Here is a 20,807-nt window from a genome sequence, read left to right on the forward strand (position 1 = left end):
GCTTTCCTACTGGTTCAATCGTCAATACGTAGACCGAACGCTCAGTCAATTACATAAGAAAAACACTCTCCCATCAATTTATATATATTCTATCATAATATTCTTATAATTTTAGCTAATATCAAAACCTGTTAAAAAAACCATATGATAGAAGATGGAGAATAATTATGAGAAGAGCCTCTATAAAATAATAGCAAAAATAAAAATATTGTCGACTATTTTCTAAATACTCTTATATTTCTATTCATAAACAGTTAAAGAGGCACAGAGAAAAGGAAGCACCTTTATGGTTACCTCCTTCTTTCTCCCTATTAATAAACAGATGTATTATCTGAGGTTATTTTTTCAATAATTTCTTTTACTCGCGCTAAGAATCTGCCGCATACAAGACCGTCCAATACCCGATGATCTAGTGATAAACATAGGTTGACCATATCACGGACCGCTATCATGTCATTGATGACGACAGGTCTTTTTACAATGGTCTCCACTTGTAGAATCGCTGCCTGGGGATGATTTATAATTCCCATGGACTGGACCGAACCAAATGAACCAGTATTATTGACAGTGAAAGTGCCGCCTTGCATATCCTCGACTCTTAACTTTCCTGCTTTCACCTTTGATGCCAGGTCATTGATTTCCCTAGCAATCCCTTTGATCGACTTTTCATCTGCATTTTTTATGACCGGAACAAATAAAGCATCTTCCGTTGCGACCGCGATTGAAATATTAATTTCTTTTCTTTGAATGATTTTATCGCCTGCCCACATTGAATTGATCTGAGGAAATTCGGTTAGAGCCTGCGCAATCGCTTTAACAAAGAATGCAAAGTAGGTTAAGTTATACCCTTCTTTTTGTTTGAAATCCGATTTAAGTGAATCCCTAAGTTTAACCATATTCGTCGCATCAACTTCAACCATTGTCCATCCATGTGGAATCTCATGCTTACTTTTCGACATATTCGAAGCAATCGCTTTCCTTACCCCAGTTACGGGTATTTCTCTATCTCCAGTCATGCTAGGAATGACAGTTTCTTTCTCATTTGATGGCAATGATTGGGGCAGATGTTCTTTTGGCTCGGAAGCAGTTCTTACTTCAGCTACCGATTGAGGGAGGTTTCCGGACTCAATGAGTTTCAATAAGTCTTTACGCGTTATCCTTCCTTCATTCCCCGTCCCATTCACTTGAGAGAGATCGATATCATGTTCCTGGGAGAGCTTTAGTACAGCGGGAGAAAACCGGACTTTATTCGGAGTCGGAGTTTCTACGTTAGGCTTCATGCTATTAACTGCATCATCATTTTTCTCTGCTGGGTCTTCTTTTTCCTCTTCCTTGGGCTTGGTTGATTCGACCTCAATGGAACATATAACTTCCCCCACAGCCAGCGTTTGATTCTCATCCGCCTTTAACTCCTTAACAATCCCCGTAAAAGAAGAAGGAACTTCAGCGTTTACTTTATCCGTCATCACTTCAGCTAGTGGATCATACTTCGTCACGTGATCTCCTGGCTGAACAAGCCATTTACTTATGGTCCCTTCTGTCACGCTTTCACCAAGCTGGGGCATTTTCATTTGTTCTATCGCCATCATTTAATCCTCCTTCTTTTCTATTAAAATTCAGCCAGTTCTCTCATCGTCTTCTCCACTTTATCAGGGGTAACCATAAAATATTTTTCCATTGTAGGTGCATAAGGCATTGCAGGGATGTCCGGACCAGCCAGTCGCTTGATTGGGGCATCCAAATCGAATAGGCAATGCTCGGCAATGATGGCTGCAACCTCACTCATGATGCTACCCTCTTTATTATCTTCTGTAACCAATAAGACCTTACCCGTTTTGGAAGCCGCTTCTATGATGGCTTCCTTATCCAACGGATATACGGTGCGCAAATCTAAAATATGCGCTGAAATACCATCCATTGCTAGTTTTTCTGCCGCTTGGAGAGCAAAGTGAACACAAAGCCCATAGGTTATGACCGTAATGTCCTCTCCCTCTCTTTTCACATCAGCTTTACCGATTGGCAGTACATAATCATCATTCGGAACTTCGCCTTTAATCAAACGGTACGCACGCTTATGTTCAAAGAAAAGTACCGGATCCTCGTCGCGAATGGCAGCTTTAAGCAAGCCTTTTACATCATATGGGGTGGAAGGCATCACAATTTTCAATCCTGGTTGGTTCGCGAACATAGCTTCCACGGATTGGGAATGATATAACGCTCCGTGAACTCCGCCACCATACGGAGCACGGATGACCATTGGGCAGTTCCAATCATTATTGGAACGATAACGGATCTTTGCCGCTTCGGAAACAATTTGATTTACAGCGGGCATGATAAAATCCGCAAATTGGATTTCGGCAATAGGTCGTAGTCCATACATGGCTGCCCCAATTCCTACACCAGCAATCGCTGACTCTGCAAGGGGCGTATCGATGACCCTTGATTCACCGAATTGCTCATATAGACCATTTGTCGCCTTAAAGACTCCGCCCTTTTTCCCGACATCCTCCCCCAAAACGAATACTCGCGAATCTCTTTCCATCTCTTCACGCATTGCCATTGTCACCGCATCTATATAAGAAATTACCGACATCCTTTTCCCCCCTTACTTTTGTTCGTAAACATGATCCATAGCGCTTTCAGCTTTCGGATATGGAGCATGTTCGGCGTAATCTGTAGCTTCGTTCACTATTTTCATCACTTCATCATTAAGTTGTTTTTCAAGGGTTTCATCCATGATACCCGCTTCCTTTAAATACGCTCCAAAAGTCATGATGGAATCTTTTGTTTTCGCTTCAGCCACTTCTTCAGCTTCACGATAACTGCGGTCATCGTCATCACTTGAATGGGGAGTCAGCCTATATGAAACGGTTTCAACTAAAGTGGGGCCTTCTCCTCTACGAGCGCGATCAGCCGCTTCTTTAACCGCTTTATATACCTCCAACGGATCATTGCCATCCACCGTGATTCCAGGCATGCCGTATCCAATTGCCCGGTCCGATACCTTTTCACAGGAAAGCTGTTTGGATATAGGAACGGATATGGCGTATTGGTTGTTTTCACACATAAAGATGACTGGAAGCTTATGGACGCCTGCAAAGTTGGCCCCTTCATGAAAATCACCTTGATTGGATGAACCTTCCCCAAACGTGACGAATGTCACCAAATCCTTTCCTTCCATTTTCCCTGCAAGGGCAATTCCCACTGCATGTGGTACCTGTGTAGTTACCGGAGAAGAACCCGTAACGATCCGGTTTTTCTTTTGTCCAAAGTGACCTGGCATTTGCCTTCCCCCGGAATTGGGATCCTCGGCTTTGGCAAATCCTGATAGCATCAATTCTTTCGCCGTCATTCCAAATGACAAGACGACTCCGACGTCCCGATAATAAGGCAATACGTAATCCTTTTGCCGATCCAAGGCAAATGCAGCTCCAACCTGTGCAGCTTCTTGCCCTTGGCAGGAAATCACAAAAGGAATTTTCCCTGAACGGTTCAACAGCCACATCCGCTCATCCATCCTACGTGACAGCAGCATGGTCCGATACATATCTAATACAGTTTCATCATTCAAGCCCAATTGTTCATGACGTGTTTCCACCATTATCAAAAAACCTCCTCCTTTTTTATGAGTGAATGGCAAGGCCATCCACTGCGAGAGCTGCCTCTCCGATTGCTTCCGAAAGACTCGGATGGGGGTGAATCGTCTTTGCCACTTCCCAAGGGGTGGCATCCAGTACCTTTGCCAGGCCAGCTTCGGAAATCATATCCGTAACATGCGGACCAATCATGTGGACACCCAGAATATCATTCGTTCTTTTATCCGAGATGATTTTGACAAATCCATCCGATTCCCCATAAACAAGGGCTTTACCGACAGCCCGGAATGGAAACTTTCCAATTTTCAATTCATATCCATCTTTTTTGGCCTGTTCCTCTGTCATGCCGACGCTTGCTGCTTCTGGACTGGAGTAGATGCATTTCGATATAAGCGAATAGTCGATCTTTTCCGGTTTTTTTCCTGCCATGTGTTCAACTGCCGTCAATCCCTCATGTGAAGCAACATGGGCCAACTGCAAACCGCCGATGCAATCTCCAATCGCGTACATATGCGTCTCTTTCGTTTGGAAAAATTCATTGGTGACAATATATCCATTTTCAATGACGATATCCGTATTATCCAAACCAATCGATTCAAGATTAGCCATTCTTCCAACGGAAACCAATAGTTTATCTGCCTCGAACTCCTCGAGTTTTCCGTTGATTTCTGCAGTGATGGACACTGATTTATCTTTTTTCAGCGTCTCTGGCAACACCTTAGCGCCTGTATGAAAAGTAATGCCTTTTTTCTTCAATAAGCGAAGCATTTCATCCGAAATTTCATGATCTTCTGTGGGAATGATTTTATCTGCATATTCTAGTACCGTTACTTCCACGCCAAAGTCATTTAACATCGAGGCCCATTCAATACCTATCACGCCTCCACCAACTATAATGATTGATTTTGGCAAGCTGTCTAGCTGAAGTGCTTCATCGGAAGAAAGGACAATATCCCCATCAATCGATAAACCTGGTAATGATTTTGGGCGTGAACCGGTAGCAATGATGATATTTTGTGGAATCAGCATTTCATTTTCACTACCATTATTCATTTCCACGGAAATTGTTCCTGGCATTGGTGAAAAGATGGAAGGTCCAAGTATTCGGCCTATTCCTTCGTAAACGTGGATCTTACCTTGCTTCATCAAGTGCTGGACCCCTCTATAAAGCTGGTCGACCACCTTGTTTTTCCGTTCCTGGACTTTGCTGAAATCCACATTCACGTTTTCTGTGAAAATACCGAATTCCTCACTTTTGATAGCCGTTTGGTAAACCTCTGCACTTCTTAGCAAAGCTTTGGAAGGAATACAGCCTTTATGTAAACATGTCCCGCCTACCTTTTCTTTTTCAACGACTGCCGTTTTTAAACCAAGCTGTGCCGCCCTTATTGCTGCAACATACCCTCCGGTTCCTCCGCCAAGAATGACAAGATCATATTCTTCAGCCATGTTCATTCCTCCTTGTTGGAAATTCCCATGTCCATCCTGATAACACAGGAATCCAAGTTGTTTTTTAACTCATCTACGTCGGTTCAAGATATGTTTCTCGTCTCGTAAAAATTGACTTCTGGAATTTCTCATTCTTTCAATCCGCTCTTCTGCCATTCTATCAGCTGCTTTATAGGTCGGGATTTTATCCCGTTTTGCTATTTCAATGACTCTTTCAATGCTATCATAAACACCTTCAACTTTTTTCAAGGCTCTTTCCCGATTGTACCCTTTCAGTTCATCCGCAACATTAATGACACCGCCCGCATTAATGACATAATCAGGTGCATAAATGATTCCTTTTTCATGTATTTGGTCCCCATGAATCGGTTCCTTTAACTGGTTATTGGCCGCGCCTGCAATCACCTTTGCCTTGATTTTACCGATTGTTCCATCATTTATGACAGCCCCTAATGCACAAGGTGCATAAATATCACAGTCCACTCCATAAATCTCATCCGGGTTTACAGCTTTGGCACCAAATGTTTCAACAGCACGATTTACACTCTCTTTATTAATATCAGTGACAATCAGTCTCGCTCCTTCTTCATTCAGGTGACGGCATAGATTATAAGCTACATTCCCTACCCCCTGAACGGCAATCACCTTTCCTTCCAAGGAATCACTTCCGAATGCTTCCTTTGCCGCTGCTTTCATGCCCCGGTACACACCATAAGCGGTGACCGGCGAAGGGTTCCCTGATGAACCGAACTCAGGTGAAATGCCTGTGACATAATCTGTTTCTTCATGAATAAGGTCCATATCTTCCACTGTGGTTCCGACATCTTCGGCAGTAATATAGCGGCCATTCAATCCCTGGATATACCTACCGAATGCCCTAAACATTTCTTCATTTTTGTCTTTACGTGGATCTCCGATAATCACGGTTTTTCCACCACCTAGATTCAAGCCTGCTGCCGCGTTTTTATAAGTCATTCCTTTTGAAAGTCTTAGCGCATCTTCTATGGCTTCTTCTTCTGAAGCATATGTCCACATGCGAGTACCACCAAGGGCTGGGCCAAGTGTGGTATCATGTATCGCGATGATCGCTTTTAAACCTGATTGTTTATCTTGACAAAATAATAGCTGCTCATAGTCATATCGTTCTAAATAGTTGAAAATTTCCATAATGGAATCCCCCTCAGATGTTTTCAAAATTGCCAAAAAAGAGAGGCCCATCCTTTATCCTCATTCTTTTCTGACATATAAAGGTTAAAGTCAAATTGTTAATTAGTGTTCTCTTGCCTATATGATAGTGCGCATTTCGCGATTTGTTACCCAAAAAATCCATATTCCATTCAATAACATGCAAATTACATGCCAACAAAATAAATATGGTGGATATATTCCTGTGAAAAGGGAGTGGGAATTGATGTAAAACGTGGAAGCAGAAGAGAAATCCAATCCTATAAGTTTTTTAATTTAATACATTCCATCTGCTTATCGAAGAATAATAAACGCCAAGAACGTGCATTTTTTTGCACACTATGCAATTATTTGCATGCATTTTTTTTCACACTCCCATTTTCTCCATTTTGTAATATAAACTTCTGACTGAAATGCCAAGCGCCTTTGCTGTAAGGGTTTTGTTCCCCTTATACGTATATATCGCCTCTTGAATAACCTTCGCTTCATACCTGTCCATTATTTCCATGAGCGTTTCTCCCGATACGTACGCTTCATTTCTTAATGATTTCTCTTGTATTAAAGGAATGTTATCTTCAATAAAGTCCGGAATGTGTTGGACATCCATGATGGTCTCGGTTAACTTCATGAAGATAATTGCTCTACCCAGGATATTTTCCAGTTCCCGAACATTACCTGGCCAATTATACATTTGCATTTTATGAATTGCTTCATCTGTAATTCCTTCGATGCTTCGCCCGTATTCCTGGTTGATCTTGTGAATCAAATGTTCTGCCAGTTCTTTTATATCTCCCTTTCGCTTCCGCAATGGGGCGATGAAAATGGGCATCCGGTTCAAACGGAAATAAAGATCTTCACGGAATGTCCCTTTTACTATGGCTTGTTCAAGGTTAATGTTGGTTGCAGCGATCACCCTGACATTAATAGGTATGGGATTGGTACCACCCACCCTTATCAGTTCTTGTTCCTGGAGAACCCGAAGTAATTTAGCCTGGATACTCGCCGGCAACTCACCGATTTCATCCAAAAATATACTTCCATGGTTGGCCTCCTCAAACAGTCCGGTTTTTCCGCCTCTTCTTGCTCCCGTAAAAGCACCCTCTTCATACCCGAATAGCTCACTTTCCAACAAAGATTCCGAAATTGCTGCGCAATTAACACGGACGAATTTATTGAACTTTCGATCACTTTCATTATGGATAGCATGGGCAAACAGTTCCTTGCCTGTTCCTGATTCACCTCTTAATAGAACGGTAGCAGGGGTTCTCGCAGACAATTTAGCCTGATCGATAGGTAACTTCATCTCTTCCGAAGTGCCAATGATATCATCAAAAGAATATTTTGCCTGAAGAGTACGGATGATTTGCCTTGCACGGTTCAATTCATGAGTTAACGATTGAATTTCAGAAACGTCATGAATGACTCCAACGCTTCCTTTCAATACTCCTTCAACAATGATTGGTGCAACATTCACAATTACTTCCTTATGTTTAGGACCAACACGCATGTTAACTCCGCGAACAGGCTTTCTAGTCTTAAGGACCTTCATATGCATGCTTTCCCCTTCATAAATATCAATGGCAGCCGGTTTGCCAATTACTTGATTTTTCGTCAATCCTGTTATCCTAGAGTAGGCTGGATTGATCAATAAACCATATCCCCGTTCGTCCACCACCGAAATTGCTTCATCACTAGACTGAATGATGGCCTCAAGCATGGTCTGAATCTCTTTTAAATCCGTTATTTGTTCAGCTAGTTTTACCGCTTCCGCTTCCGTTCTTTTCTTAAACAGCGAGAATGCGCCTATCATTTCATTTTCGTGACTTACCAAGGGAATCCTGGACGTAATGAAATCCATACCCGATTTACTGATGGAAATATGTTGGTTTTCTTCTCGTTCCCTCGTCTCCATCACCCTTAATAACCCACTGGAAGGAACAAGATCGAGGATATGTCGGCCAATTACCGTTTCCCGTTTTGTATTGGTTATTCGTTCAGCATTATGATTGAATAAGGTGACATAGCCGTCCTTATTGATCACTAACATGCCCTCACTCGCTGCATTCAATATCAAGTCCATTATGGAGGATGAATTTTCCAACTTATTAATCAGATGATTCTTCTCTTCGATGAGATTAACAAGAATATGGGCTACACTACCAGGAACCAGGATTGATTGCTGTCCTGTCTTCTTTTTTATCTCCTTAAAAACAGCAGGGTCACCGGTTGTATCAATAATGATATCCAATTCCCTATCCATCGCACTTTCCCAATTTGATACTGTACAAATTTTTCGTGCCTTTGCAGCCAGGATCCCTTCAGCAGCCTCATTCGTATCAGCCATACAATCAATGAAAAGGGTTTTGCTTTCCAGTAGGAGCTCCAATACAGCACTGCCCCCTTTTCCTCCACCAACGATCATCACCTTTTGCATGACTTCCTCCTTCTGCGATAGTAAGTTCCCGCCTATGATATCTTTGATTTTACCATATTGATTCCAAAATGACCGTTCACACATTCCAATGATTTTCTCAATTACCCATACTTGACAAAAATATATTATCCTTTATCATTTTTTATATGGAATTTCTGGAAGGGACTTGACACATGAAACGTTTAATCGCTTTTTCCATCCTTTTTATCCCGGGAGCATTTGCCGCGTACGGAATTAAGATAATGCGGGATATGGTATTCGGCATTCTCCAACCTCCCTATCCCATGCTTTGGATCCAATTTTTAATTGGACTGCTGATAACGATAGGAGGGATAGCCTTTATCGCAGGGTTTATTCTTCACCGGGATCGTAAAAAAGACAAAGTTCAAAGTAGATTTAACAAATTTTAAACACGTCGAACAAGGGGGCATGAATCACATGGCCCCCTGTTTTTTTTACTTTTCATAATTTGCCCTTACTATTTTTGCTTTTTCCGGAAAATCAGTGATGATGGCACTGCAACCCAATTTGAATAACCGCTTCATATCTTCTTCTTTATTAACGGTATAGGGCCGAACCAGGATCCCATCGTCCATGGAAGATTGAATGATCGAGTCTGGGGCTGATCGGATACTAGGATGTATCGCACTTCCACCAATCGCACGTGCATATACCCAAGGCATATACATAAATTCCCGGTACAATGGTGCGGTTTCTATTTCTGGTGCCAACTGATGGCAAAAAACCAGACTATAATGATTAAAGGAAGAAATAATGATTCGTTCTTCCATCTCATACGCCCGGATGAGCCTAATGACCTTTGCTTCTAGTCCCGGATACATAAAAAAGGTGTTCTTCAACTCAATAATGCAAAAGAGATGGGTATGGTACAACCACTTCAACAGTCCATCAAGCGTAGGAATTCGCTCTTCACACCCTTTATCCGCATAGGATGAAGCCGCATTCAAGGTTTGCAACTCTTTTAATGTCCTGTCTTTCACAAAGCCAGAGACACCTGTGGTTCGATCAAGCTTTTCGTCGTGAATAACGACTACTTCGCCATCCTTTGAAAGCTGCACATCCATTTCAATTCCCTCCGCTCCAACACGAGCAGCCTCTCGGAAAGCCATCATCGTATTTTCAGGATGGGTTCCTGCCGATCCTCGGTGTGCGAAAATTAACGTCATAAAAACTGCCCCCCACAAAAATTTCAGTAGATCTTCAATTTTATGAAAAGGCGCAGTCGGATATTAATTTAAGATTAATCAAAATGCAAATAATTATTTTCCGCATAGAACGTTCCTTTTGTTAAGTCGTTCAATTTTTTCTCCATGCTTTTAATTTGCAGTCGAGTATCAGGAAATGCCATTTGCCCGATGGTAATTTCCCCATCCCCCTTGGATTCAAGTGTATCCATCAATGATTTACGTTTTTCATCGATTTGAAAAATCTCACCATTCAAGCGTTCAAGCTGTTCTTTGGTATGTTCATATTGATAATTTTGCGAAACATTCAATTGTCCGACGAACATTTCATAGACCTCCAGCTTTTCCTTCATTAATTCCAGCTCTTGAACCTTTGCCTTATAACGGAGTAAAGTTTCATTCAATTCCTCTTTTAAATTCATACGATTAAAGCCCTGTACATTTACGATAGTCTTCCGTTCCATTCTATTCCCGATGACGGCAGCCCTGACTTTTCCATGAGCTTCAATAACGCCCCCAATCAATTTTCCTTTCTTTTCATCTGTATAGATATTTTTTGCTTTCAGAAAACTTCCAAGCGAATAATATCCGATATGTATGCTTTCCCCTGCATGTAAATGGCTTTCATTAGCATGCTTTACGTAAATATTTCTACCTGCAGAGATTTCGGAAACCCCTTTTCCAAAAATACCACCTTTAATGAATACATCCCCCTTTTTCGAATAAATTCCTTTTACATTACTTATCCCCAGCTCACTTAAAATGGATATATCCTTGGTTGCGGTTACCGAAAAATTGTCAAGAACCGATCCTTTTATGGTAACGCTTCCTTCGAATTCGATATTACCTGTTTCGATTCCGACATCCCCCTCAATGACAAGGTGATTTCCTACACTGATTTTCCCGCCTTTGAACTCCACCACTCCATCTGTCATGGCCCTGAGAACGATTTTACCCTCACTTTCAATTGCCTCCACAGTTTTTTGGTCATATTGAAGCTTTTTATTTTTCCCCTTCTGTGCGAGAACAAAGTCCCCTGTAATGGACCTTCCCATCGTCCCTTCTGTAGGAGGGGTCTTTTCACCAAGCCACTCTCCCTTTTTTACTTCATCAAGGAAATTCATATCGTAATAATCGGCCTTTCCATCCTCCCGTATCGCAGGCTTTCTATCCGACCTTTTGTAATAGGTGACCACAGCATCCGTTCCATGAACCGGCTCAATGCCTTTAGCCACAACAATTGATTCTTTCACTTGTAACTGATTTTGCAAGACATGCATTAAGATTCCTTCTGAAATATTCTCACGTTGTAGATCCTGTAAAATCATCCCCACTATTTCTGACTGGTGATTCATCAAATAATCCGCAGAACAATTAATCTTTACACTTGCTGTCAGCTTGTCTTCCGCTATCTTCCACTCCAAGAGTGGTTTTTGTTTACCCACTTTGATTTTTTCCCCGCTAGCCTGTATAAGTGCATCCTTTAAATCTTTAAAATTATCCAGTGAGATTTGTGGATATTTATTCAGGATTGGATTCAATTGCAGAATGGAAAAACCTTTTTGAAAAACGGTCATATATACTATTTCTTCTTCCATTTCCAAGATGAAATATTGATTTTCTTCATAAATCACAAACTTTCCTCCTCGTGCCTACGAATATATACCTATAATTATAAGCCATAATCTCATAAAAAAATCTAAAAACATACATATTTTACTAAGTAATTTGATATTTGCAAAAACTCATCCTATATGAAGCCCTATATCCAAACAAAAACGCCTTTTATTTATTGGATTCTTCAGGAATAATCCAATAAATAAAAGGCGTTTAATATAAAAAACTCATGGACTTACTCATACTTGCCTAAAAAAAGACAACTACACCTTATCAACTTAAAAGCGCCACGAGTTCTACTATATTTTATTTAGCGGCTCTAGCCTCTTTATGGTCAGTTGTTCATTAAAAACAATCCGTATCCCCTAACCCTGTCAAGAAGCTTTGTGTTCAAGACGTAGCTTATCTGCGACCATCGCAATGAATTCGGAATTCGTAGGTTTCGCCTTTGTCATGCTGACGGTATAACCAAATAAAGACGAAATCGATTCGATATTCCCACGACTCCATGCCACTTCTATGGCATGACGGATGGCACGTTCAACCCGGCTAGCCGTTGTATTATATTTTTTCGCGATATCCGGATACAGCACTTTTGTTATGGATCCCAATAACTCAATATCATTATAAACCATTGAAATGGCTTCCCTTAAATATAGATATCCCTTAATGTGTGCCGGCACTCCAATTTCGTGGATAATGCTTGTGATACTTGCATCAAGGTTTTTCGGTTTTGACTCATTTTGAGGACGGTAACTAAACTGACTATGGTTCTTTAGAACTGACTGTCCTTTGTTGCTCACTTGACGTATATGGTTGGACAAGTTCTCCATATCGAAAGGTTTCAGGATGAAATATGAAGCGCCTAAGTCCACAGCCTTCTTCGTAACATCTTCTTGACCGAATGCAGTAAGCATAATTACATTAGGCATGTTTCCCCGTTTAACTTCACGAAGTTTTTCCAATACCCCTAATCCGTCTAAATGAGGCATAATAATGTCAAGAATCAAAATATCCGGATCAACGCTTTCTAGCATCCCCATGCAATCTTGACCATTATGTGCAACACCGATTACTTCCATGTCATCTTGTGCAGAAATGTATTCTTCCAGAAGACCAACCAGCTCTCTATTATCATCTACCACGCATACCTTGATTTTTTTCACTCTTGATTTCCTCCTCAACTACAATGGTCTTTTTTCTATATGACTAAATTCTATTGTAATTGAACTTTTCGACAATGGAAACTAAATTCCTTTTATTTTCGAAAAAATAAAAGGAATTCAATATTATTCTCCGGATATCTCTTGTTTTCGACTTCGTTTGCTACCTGAAGAACTGCTTTGTCGAAAAATCTTCATTTATTTTCATTTTATCACATTTCTTTCAAAAAACCTCTTTTCCAAGATAAATCATTTTAGTTGCCATTGATATTGAACCAAGTAAAAAAAGGTATCCAGTTGGATACCTTCGATGGTTAGCTTGCTTTCTCATAATCCTCTTTGTCATATATATTGATACCGGCTTCGTTTAACATCCATTCAATATGGACTCCATATCCGCTTGTAGGATCATTGACAAATACATGGGTAACGGCACCGATTAATTTACCATTTTGTATGATTGGGCTGCCACTCATTCCTTGAACGATCCCGCCCGTTTTTTTGAGTAATTCTTTATCAGTCACTTTTAGAACCATTCCTTTAATTGCAGGAAACTTTTGTGGAATGGAGCTGACTATTTCCACATCAAAGGCTTCTACTTCTGAACCATCCACCACCGTAAGAATTTTGGCTGGCCCTTCCTTCACCTGGTGAGAAAGGGTGATGGGTAATGCCTTATCCATAACACCATTTTTGAAATCTTGATTTAGTTTCCCAAAAATCCCAAAAGGACTATTACGATTAATGTTACCTATTTTTTCTCTGTTAGCCGAAAAACGCGCCAATTTTTCTCCTGGGTCCCCATTACTCCCCTTTTCGATGGAAGTGACCATTGATTGTACAATCTGCCCATCTTTCACGACGATTGGTTTTTTTGTATCCATATCCGATATGACATGTCCCAATGCACCATACTTTTTCGTATCCGGGTGATAAAATGTCATCGTCCCGATACCCGCTGCTGAATCACGGATATACAGACCTAATTTGAAGATTCCTTCATTTTTATCTTTTAGAGGCATGAGCGAACTGTGAAGCACTTCATTATCACGATTGATCACGATCTTCAACGGTTCTCCCTTTTCACCTGCCTGCTGGACAAAAGGAGTGACGTCGCCCATCTTTTTTATTGTTTGGCCATTGATTTCCGTAATGATGTCCCCGACTTCCACTTTTGCTTTTTCACCAGGGGATTTTTTTCCTTGAGGTGTATCAACAAGATGATGACCGACCACGAGCACACCCAACGTGTTAAGTTTAACCCCTATTGACTGCCCACCGGGGATGACTTTAAAATCTTTCAGCACTCTTATATCAACCTTCTTGGCAGGTAAGCCTGCCACATCAAGCAACACCTCGTTCGTACCTGGCTTTTCGGCACCTAGTGTAATGGAGGCTTTCTCATCATGGACCGAAATTCCTTGACTTGAATCTGAAGCTTTTGCTGAAACAGGTAATGACTTGGAAATACTATAGTGACTACCCTCAAAGAGTACAAGCTGATTTGGAATTAAAAAATATTCACGAAATGGCTGGTATAACCCTAATGTTAATAGCGAAACAAGGAGAATTCCACCGATGATTCTGTTGATCCATACTAATTTCAATCCATTCACTCTCCTCGCTCTCTAAAACTTTATGGCTACCCCTTTAATTTAGCCCTCATGACAATCATTTATAACAGCTGGACAAAATAAAAGCTATCCGTTTTTGGATAGCTTTACAATGAATGCTTATGATAAATTATGATACCTTCTTACTTAGAAACATCATGAAGTGATTTTCATCTTTTTAGCAAGCTGAATCAATTCATTGGCATGCTGTTTGGTTAAATCCGTTATCTCGACACCGGATATCATCCGGCCAATTTCTCGGATTTTTTCGGTTTCTACCAGAGGCTTCACCGAAGTGTTGGTACGACCGGCCCTCACATTCTTGGCGATGAATAGATGAGTATCCGCCATCGCGGCAACCTGAGGTAAATGGGAAATGCAAAGCACTTGGGAACCCGTGGCCACTTTGTAGATTTTTTCGGCAATGGATTGAGCCACCCGGCCACTTACACCTGTGTCTACCTCATCAAAAATGATGGAGGTAATCCCTTGGTGCTTGGAGAAAATACTTTTCATCGCCAACATAATCCGGGACAACTCTCCTCCAGATGCAATCTTTGACAATGGTTTTAAAGGTTCACCAGGATTGGTGGATATATAAAATTCCATGTTATCGAGACCAGATTGATTAATCCCACGTTCTGATAGCTCATCAAAAGTATAGGCCGTTTGATGAAAATGTGGTTCGAATATGGTCTTTTCCATATATAGATCCTTTAATTCCTGATGAATGCTCTTCGTTAATTGCTGGGCGAATGTTTGTCTGAGCTCAGACAGATTTTTCGCTTCAATAATTAAATCCGCCTTTATAGATTTAAGTTCCTTTTCCAGTTTTAAGATATGACTTTCCCGATTTTGAAGCTTTTCGATTTCTTCTTCAATACCTGCACCATACTCTAAAATCTCTTCGATGCTGCGCCCATATTTTCGCTTCAATTGGTTAATTTCATTTAGGCGGCTTTCGATGAACTCCACCCGTTCCGTATCGTAATCCAAGGAATCCAATTGATCTCTAATAGTAGAAACCGCTTCCTCAAGCAGGAAATAACTATTTGAGACGGTTTCGGAGCTTTTTTTCAGTGCTTCATCCAAGTTGGCCGCTTCCTCCATATTACTCATGGCTACTGAAAGCCAATCCACGGCATGTTGCTCTCCATTTAAGGCATTATAACTTGTCTGGAGGGCCTCATGAATCTTCTCGAAATTGTTGATCCTTTTTCGTTCTTCCATCAACTCTTCATCTTCATGGAGCTTTAACTCCGCGTTTTGGATTTCATCGGACTGAAACTGGATCAAATCTAATCGATGGACCATTTGCTGTTCGTTCTGGCTCAAATTATTTAACTGCTTGGATGTCATTTCATAATTCTTATATAGCTTTTGGTATTCAGCAAGTGCGGCCGCGATTTTTTCCCCGCCAAACTGGTCCAGCAATGGAAGATGAAGTCGTTCATCCATTAATTCCTGATGTTCATGCTGACCATGAATATCGATTAATGTTCGCCCTATCTCTCGCAATATCGCGATCGTAACCAATTTTCCATTGACCCTGCATACACTTTTACCACTCAGTGAAATGTCCCTTCGCAGGATAGCCATTCCATCGTTCATATCGATGCCAAATTCTTTCGCCTTAACAAATACCGGATGGGTATCATCTTCTATTTGAAATAGGCCTTCTATCTCAGCCTTCGATTCACCATGGCGTATGAATTCTGCCGAACCACGCCCTCCAACCAATAGATGCACGGCATCAATGATAATGGATTTTCCTGCCCCAGTTTCCCCCGTTAATACCGTCAATCCTGTTTCAAAAGAAACGGACAGGCTATCAATGATCGCAAAATTCCTAATCGAAAGTTCTGTTAACAATCTAGATCACCTCTTCAAAATATTAGAGCATGTCCAAGAATTTGCCGGAAATGATCTTTGCGTCTTCTTCAGAACGGCAAATAATTAAACATGTATCATCACCGCCGATGGTTCCGAGTATTTCTTGCCAATTCAAATTATCTATCAGTGCACAAATTGCTTGGGCATTACCTGGTAACATCTTCATGACTAGCAAATTATTTGCAGCGTCAATGCGAACAAAAGCATCAACCAGCATTCTTTTTAATTTCTGTAATGGATTAAAACGTTGGTCAGCCGGTAAGCTGTATTTATACCTGCCGTCAGATAACGGTATCTTTACAAGGTGAAGTTCCTTAATGTCTCTTGAAACAGTTGCTTGTGTAACGTTATACCCCGCATTTTTAAGTTCTTCCACTAAATCGTCCTGTGTCTCAATATCATTATTCGTAATTATTTCCCTTATTTTTATATGACGCTGTCCTTTATTCATAAGTAGAAGCACCTCTCAACTGTTGCTCATTTTAATTATCATCGTTGCCCTAACTTTAGCAAGCTGACCATATGTAATTGCTTTGCTTTTCCTAATCCTCACAAACGTCCCTAACACACAAGAAAACCGTCGAAGAAAGAGGCTAATATTAATGTTAGCGGATTTTTATACAATTGTACAACTTTTTTCTCTAATATACATTTCTTATCCCTTATTTTGTACTAAAACTTTCTTTGCATACTTTTCTAAACCTTGGTGCATGAACATGAACCATTTCAAGAAAAAAAGCTCCTTTAGCTAACCATTCAGCCAAAGGAGCCATACGAAGACTTATCTATTCTTTTTTAAATTGGGCATGAGCTTCCCCAACGATATCATCCACCGTTTTGGATAGTAGCATATCTCCCACTTCTTTTGGGCCCTCCCAAAATAAATGGAGCAGAAATTCTATGTTGCCGTCCCCACCAGTAATAGGAGAGAAAGAAGCATCTTTAATATCGTATCCTTCCATTTGTGCAAAGGAAATAATCTTGTTCAACACTTCTTTATGAATTTTAGGCTCACGGACAATCCCTTTTTTGCCAACTTGACCCTTCCCCGCTTCAAATTGAGGTTTTACAAGTGCCACGACGTCGCTTTTTGGAACAAGCAAGGTTTTTAACACAGGTAAAATCAAAGTGAGCGAGATGAAAGATACATCAATGCTTGCAAAGTTAGGCATCTGTCCATCTAAATCAGCAGGTGTGACATAGCGGAAATTAGTCCGTTCCATGACCTTAACCCGCTCATCTTGTCTTAGCTTCCATGCAAGTTGATTATAGCCAACATCAAGAGCATAAGACATGATGGCGCCATTCTGTAAAGCACAATCGGTAAAGCCCCCAGTGGATGAGCCGATATCCAGAAGGATCTTTCCATCGACGTGTAAATCAAATTCTTTCAATGCCTTCTCAAGTTTAAGACCACCTCTTGATACATAAGGCATCACTTTCCCTTTTATCGTCAATTCAAGATCAACCGGCACTTTTTCCCCTGGTTTTTCATATCTTTCTTCATTTGCATAGACAAGCCCAGCCATCACCATACGCTTTGCTTTTTCACGCGTTTCGGCCAATCCTTGTTCTACTAATAAAACATCTAATCTTTCTTTCGCTACTTTCATATTGTCAGGCCCTTTTTTCTTTTTTTGGCGTTATCATTTTAATCTTTTTCTTAACCGTATCCGTTGTTAGGCCGATTTCTTCCAGTAACTCGTCCACACTACCGTGTTCAACGAAGTAATCTGGTATGCCCATTCGGTCAATGATTGCCCCGTAGAACCCTTGGTCATGTGCATATTCAAGTACTGAACTACCGAATCCACCTTGAAGAATGGCTTCTTCAATTGTCAATATTGGCATTTTCTCGCCAAGTAAGCTGCTAAGCATCTTTTCATCAAGAGGCTTTATGAAACGAGCATTGATAACCTTTACAGAGTAGTCCTCTTTTTCAAGTTGGGCTGCTGCTTCAAGAGCCATCGGAATAGTTGTCCCAAATGTTAAAATGGCAACGTCCGATCCTTCTTTCAATACTTCCCATGAACCAATCGGGATTTGTTGTAATTCTGTATCCATGACGACTCCCTGTCCATTTCCGCGCGGAAAACGCATGGCTATGGGACCATCATCATATTTAATGGCTGTATTGACCATATGCTGACCTTCATTTTCATCTTTAGGCATCATCAATACCATATTAGGAACATGGCGTAGGAACGCGATATCGAACACACCTTGATGCGTTTCCCCATCAGAACCGACAAGACCGGCACGGTCAATGCCAATAAAGACATTCAAGTTTTGACGGCAGATATCATGTACCACCTGATCATACGCTCTTTGCAAGAAGGTTGAGTAAATCGCCAAAAACGGTTTCATTTTCTGGGTTGCCAACCCGGCTGCGAAAGTAGCGGCATGCTGCTCAGCAATTCCAACATCATAAAAACGCTCAGGAAATTCATTCGCAAAACCGACTAACTTCGATCCAACGGGCATCGCAGGTGTTATCGCGACGATACGTTCGTCATTTCGTGCAAGCTTGCGTACCGTTTCACTTACTAACGCACTCCAAGCCGGCCCTTTACTAGGTGATTTAACGAAGTCACCCGTTTCAATTTTGTATGGGCCTGTTCCATGCCAATTGCCTGTCGTATCAAGCTCAGCAGGTGAGTACCCTTTTCCTTTTTTGGTAATTACATGCAACAGGACAGGACCCTTAGTTTTCTTGGCAAATCTCAAGTTATCTAACAGTTCTTCATAATTATGGCCATCTACTGGTCCAAGATAGGTAAAACCTAACTCCTCGAAAAACATGCCGGACACCAACAGGTATTTCATACTGTCTTTCAAGCGTTCGGCCGTTGCTGCTAGTTTGCCACCGACTGCGGGAATCTTTTTCAAGAACATTTCCAACTCGTCTTTTGCCCAGTTGTATTTTCCTGCTGTCCTTAATCTTCCCAGTATCGAGTGCAAGGCGCCTACATTAGGGGCAATGGACATTTCATTATCATTCAATATAACGATCATGTCCTTTTTCTCATCACCGATATGATTCAAGGCTTCAAGAGCCATTCCACCTGTAAGGGCGCCATCCCCTATCACTGGTAGGATAAAACTCTTTTCTCCTTTGATATCACGGGCTGCAGCCATTCCCATGGCAGCGGAAAGAGAGGTCGAGCTATGTCCCGTTTCCCAAACATCATGAGGGCTTTCAATCATTTTTGGAAAACCACAAAGCCCTTTGTATTTCTTTAACGTATTAAACTCTCCGGCTCTTCCTGTTAAGATTTTATGAACATAAGATTGATGACCTACATCCCATAAAATTTTATCATTCGGACTATCAAATTCTTTATGAAGCGCGATTGTCAACTCGACCACGCCTAAATTGGGACCGATATGCCCACCAGTTACCGATAATTTCTCCACGAGGAATTTACGAATATCCACACTTAATTCGACAAGCTCTTCATTATTCATTTTCTTCAAAAATGAAGGGTCTTTTATAGATAGAAGATCCAAACAGGACCACTCACTTTCTGTCATTTCCGGTTGTAAGCATAATCAGAGCCTCAAAAGCGACTATTATAGAAGGCTTGACCGAAAAATTCTTTTTAAGTTAAAAAATAGCCGCCAACACCCAGGTGATTTCGGCGGCTTTATATACCAATTTTATCACGTATCGTCATTTATGAATTCATTTTATGTTGCATAAATTTTCACAATGAGTATACCATAAAACTTTGTTTGATAACAAATTTGGTAATGCTCAATGATCTCGATTCGCTATTAGATCCGTTAATTCATTCAATAGGCCCGTTTGTAATTTCGTTTCCGCTAAGGAAGCATGCGCCAATTGGATATGATGATTCAATTTGTCCTTGGCTCCCTGTAGCGTCAGCAGGGAAGGATAGGTGCTTTTGTGGTTCGCCGCGTCACTGCCGACAGGCTTACCAATAAGCTCGACCGAACCTTCAATATCCAGGATATCATCCCGGATTTGAAAAGCAAGTCCCAAGTGATAAGCAAAATCGCGGAGATGCTGACGTTGATTGGCATCGGCTCCAGCTAAGATGGCACCTGAAAGGATACTTGCCGCCAATAGTTTCCCCGTTTTATGTTCATGAATATACTCCATTTCACTAAGGGTCAGCTGCTTTTCTTCGCCTTCCATATCTGCTACTTGTCCTCCAACCATTCCTTCTGCACCGGCGGATTTTGCAATTTCAGTTACTAAATCCAACTTCATCTCCGCACTCACTTCGGGGTCAGACATTTCAGCCACCAATTGGAAGCTATATGTAAGTAAGGCATCACCCGCGAGTACGGCCACCGCTTCACCGAAAACTTTATGATTCGTCGGTTTTCCGCGTCGGAGATCATCATCATCCATCGCTGGCAGGTCATCATGAATCAAAGAATACGTATGAATCATTTCAATTGCCGCTGCAGCCGGAATCCCCAACCTCAAATCTTTTCCGAATGCCGACAATACCGAGAAGACCAATAAAGGACGGATGCGTTTTCCGCCTGCCTCCAAGGAATAGGCCATAGCTTCTTTGACACTTTCTGGAGCGTTCAATTTCTTCACATATTCAACGACTTCTTTCTCTATTAACGCTTTATACTCTTTCGAAAAAGTTTCGAACGTTGCCGTACTCATA

At 41.2% G+C, this 20,807-nt stretch carries 16 protein-coding genes; 1 reads left to right on the plus strand and 15 read right to left on the minus strand.

The window, feature by feature from the left end; translation table 11 throughout:
* Positions 1-311 precede the first annotated feature (311 nt).
* The 6 genes from AC503W_RS12590 to AC503W_RS12615 form a co-directional block, all read right to left on the minus strand.
* Positions 312-1,586, minus strand: coding sequence for a dihydrolipoamide acetyltransferase family protein (locus tag AC503W_RS12590; RefSeq protein WP_402869380.1), 1,275 nt, complete (start codon positions 1,584-1,586; stop codon positions 312-314).
* A gap of 23 nt (positions 1,587-1,609) precedes the next feature.
* Complete coding sequence (locus AC503W_RS12595; RefSeq protein ID WP_402869381.1) at positions 1,610-2,593, minus strand: alpha-ketoacid dehydrogenase subunit beta; 984 nt, start codon at positions 2,591-2,593, stop codon at positions 1,610-1,612.
* A 12-nt stretch (positions 2,594-2,605) separates the two neighbouring features.
* Positions 2,606-3,601 (minus strand): thiamine pyrophosphate-dependent dehydrogenase E1 component subunit alpha, encoded by a 996-nt coding sequence (locus AC503W_RS12600; protein ID WP_402869882.1) that lies wholly within the window; start codon positions 3,599-3,601, stop codon positions 2,606-2,608.
* A gap of 22 nt (positions 3,602-3,623) precedes the next feature.
* Positions 3,624-5,045 carry a dihydrolipoyl dehydrogenase gene (gene lpdA / locus AC503W_RS12605; RefSeq protein ID WP_494914338.1) on the minus strand — a complete coding sequence of 474 codons (1,422 nt, stop codon included), beginning with the start codon at positions 5,043-5,045 and terminating at the stop codon, positions 3,624-3,626.
* 69 nt (positions 5,046-5,114) lie between these two features.
* Complete coding sequence (gene bcd / locus AC503W_RS12610) at positions 5,115-6,212, minus strand: branched-chain amino acid dehydrogenase (RefSeq protein WP_402869385.1); 1,098 nt, start codon at positions 6,210-6,212, stop codon at positions 5,115-5,117.
* Between the two features lie 385 nt (positions 6,213-6,597).
* Positions 6,598-8,664, minus strand: coding sequence for a sigma 54-interacting transcriptional regulator (locus tag AC503W_RS12615; RefSeq protein ID WP_494914340.1), 2,067 nt, complete (start codon positions 8,662-8,664; stop codon positions 6,598-6,600).
* Between the two features lie 173 nt (positions 8,665-8,837).
* Here AC503W_RS12615 and AC503W_RS12620 point away from each other — a divergent pair, with 173 nt between their 5' ends.
* Entirely contained in the window at positions 8,838-9,074 is a 237-nt protein-coding gene (locus tag AC503W_RS12620; RefSeq protein ID WP_402869389.1) for a DUF2627 domain-containing protein, read from the plus strand.
* Positions 9,075-9,119: 45 nt separating this feature from the next.
* On the opposite strand, the gene AC503W_RS12625 is transcribed toward AC503W_RS12620, so the two are convergent.
* The 9 genes from AC503W_RS12625 to AC503W_RS12665 all read right to left on the minus strand — a co-directional run bounded on the left by AC503W_RS12625 (position 9,120) and on the right by AC503W_RS12665 (position 20,806).
* The gene (locus AC503W_RS12625) at positions 9,120-9,851 is read right to left on the minus strand and encodes a glycerophosphodiester phosphodiesterase (RefSeq protein ID WP_494914342.1); all 732 of its coding nucleotides are present in this window, start codon (positions 9,849-9,851) and stop codon (positions 9,120-9,122) included.
* A gap of 74 nt (positions 9,852-9,925) precedes the next feature.
* Complete coding sequence (locus AC503W_RS12630; protein ID WP_402956579.1) at positions 9,926-11,503, minus strand: flagellar assembly protein A; 1,578 nt, start codon at positions 11,501-11,503, stop codon at positions 9,926-9,928.
* Between the two features lie 357 nt (positions 11,504-11,860).
* The gene (spo0A, locus tag AC503W_RS12635) at positions 11,861-12,652 is read right to left on the minus strand and encodes a sporulation transcription factor Spo0A (RefSeq protein ID WP_402869392.1); all 792 of its coding nucleotides are present in this window, start codon (positions 12,650-12,652) and stop codon (positions 11,861-11,863) included.
* Positions 12,653-12,963: 311 nt separating this feature from the next.
* Positions 12,964-14,265 (minus strand): SpoIVB peptidase, encoded by a 1,302-nt coding sequence (gene spoIVB / locus AC503W_RS12640; protein ID WP_402869393.1) that lies wholly within the window; start codon positions 14,263-14,265, stop codon positions 12,964-12,966.
* A gap of 153 nt (positions 14,266-14,418) precedes the next feature.
* On the minus strand, positions 14,419-16,134 hold the full coding sequence (gene recN, locus AC503W_RS12645) for a DNA repair protein RecN (protein WP_402869395.1): 1,716 nt from the start codon (positions 16,132-16,134) through the stop codon (positions 14,419-14,421).
* A 22-nt stretch (positions 16,135-16,156) separates the two neighbouring features.
* Entirely contained in the window at positions 16,157-16,606 is a 450-nt protein-coding gene (ahrC, locus tag AC503W_RS12650; RefSeq protein WP_402869397.1) for a transcriptional regulator AhrC/ArgR, read from the minus strand.
* Positions 16,607-16,940: 334 nt separating this feature from the next.
* Entirely contained in the window at positions 16,941-17,768 is an 828-nt protein-coding gene (locus tag AC503W_RS12655) for a TlyA family RNA methyltransferase (RefSeq protein ID WP_402869399.1), read from the minus strand.
* A 4-nt stretch (positions 17,769-17,772) separates the two neighbouring features.
* A complete protein-coding gene (gene dxs / locus AC503W_RS12660; RefSeq protein ID WP_494914345.1) occupies positions 17,773-19,665 on the minus strand; it encodes a 1-deoxy-D-xylulose-5-phosphate synthase in 1,893 nt (630 codons plus the stop codon).
* Positions 19,666-19,912: 247 nt separating this feature from the next.
* Positions 19,913-20,806, minus strand: coding sequence for a polyprenyl synthetase family protein (locus tag AC503W_RS12665; protein WP_402869403.1), 894 nt, complete (start codon positions 20,804-20,806; stop codon positions 19,913-19,915).
* Between the last annotated feature and the right edge of the window lies 1 nt (position 20,807).

Source organism: Peribacillus suis (assembly GCF_059384845.1).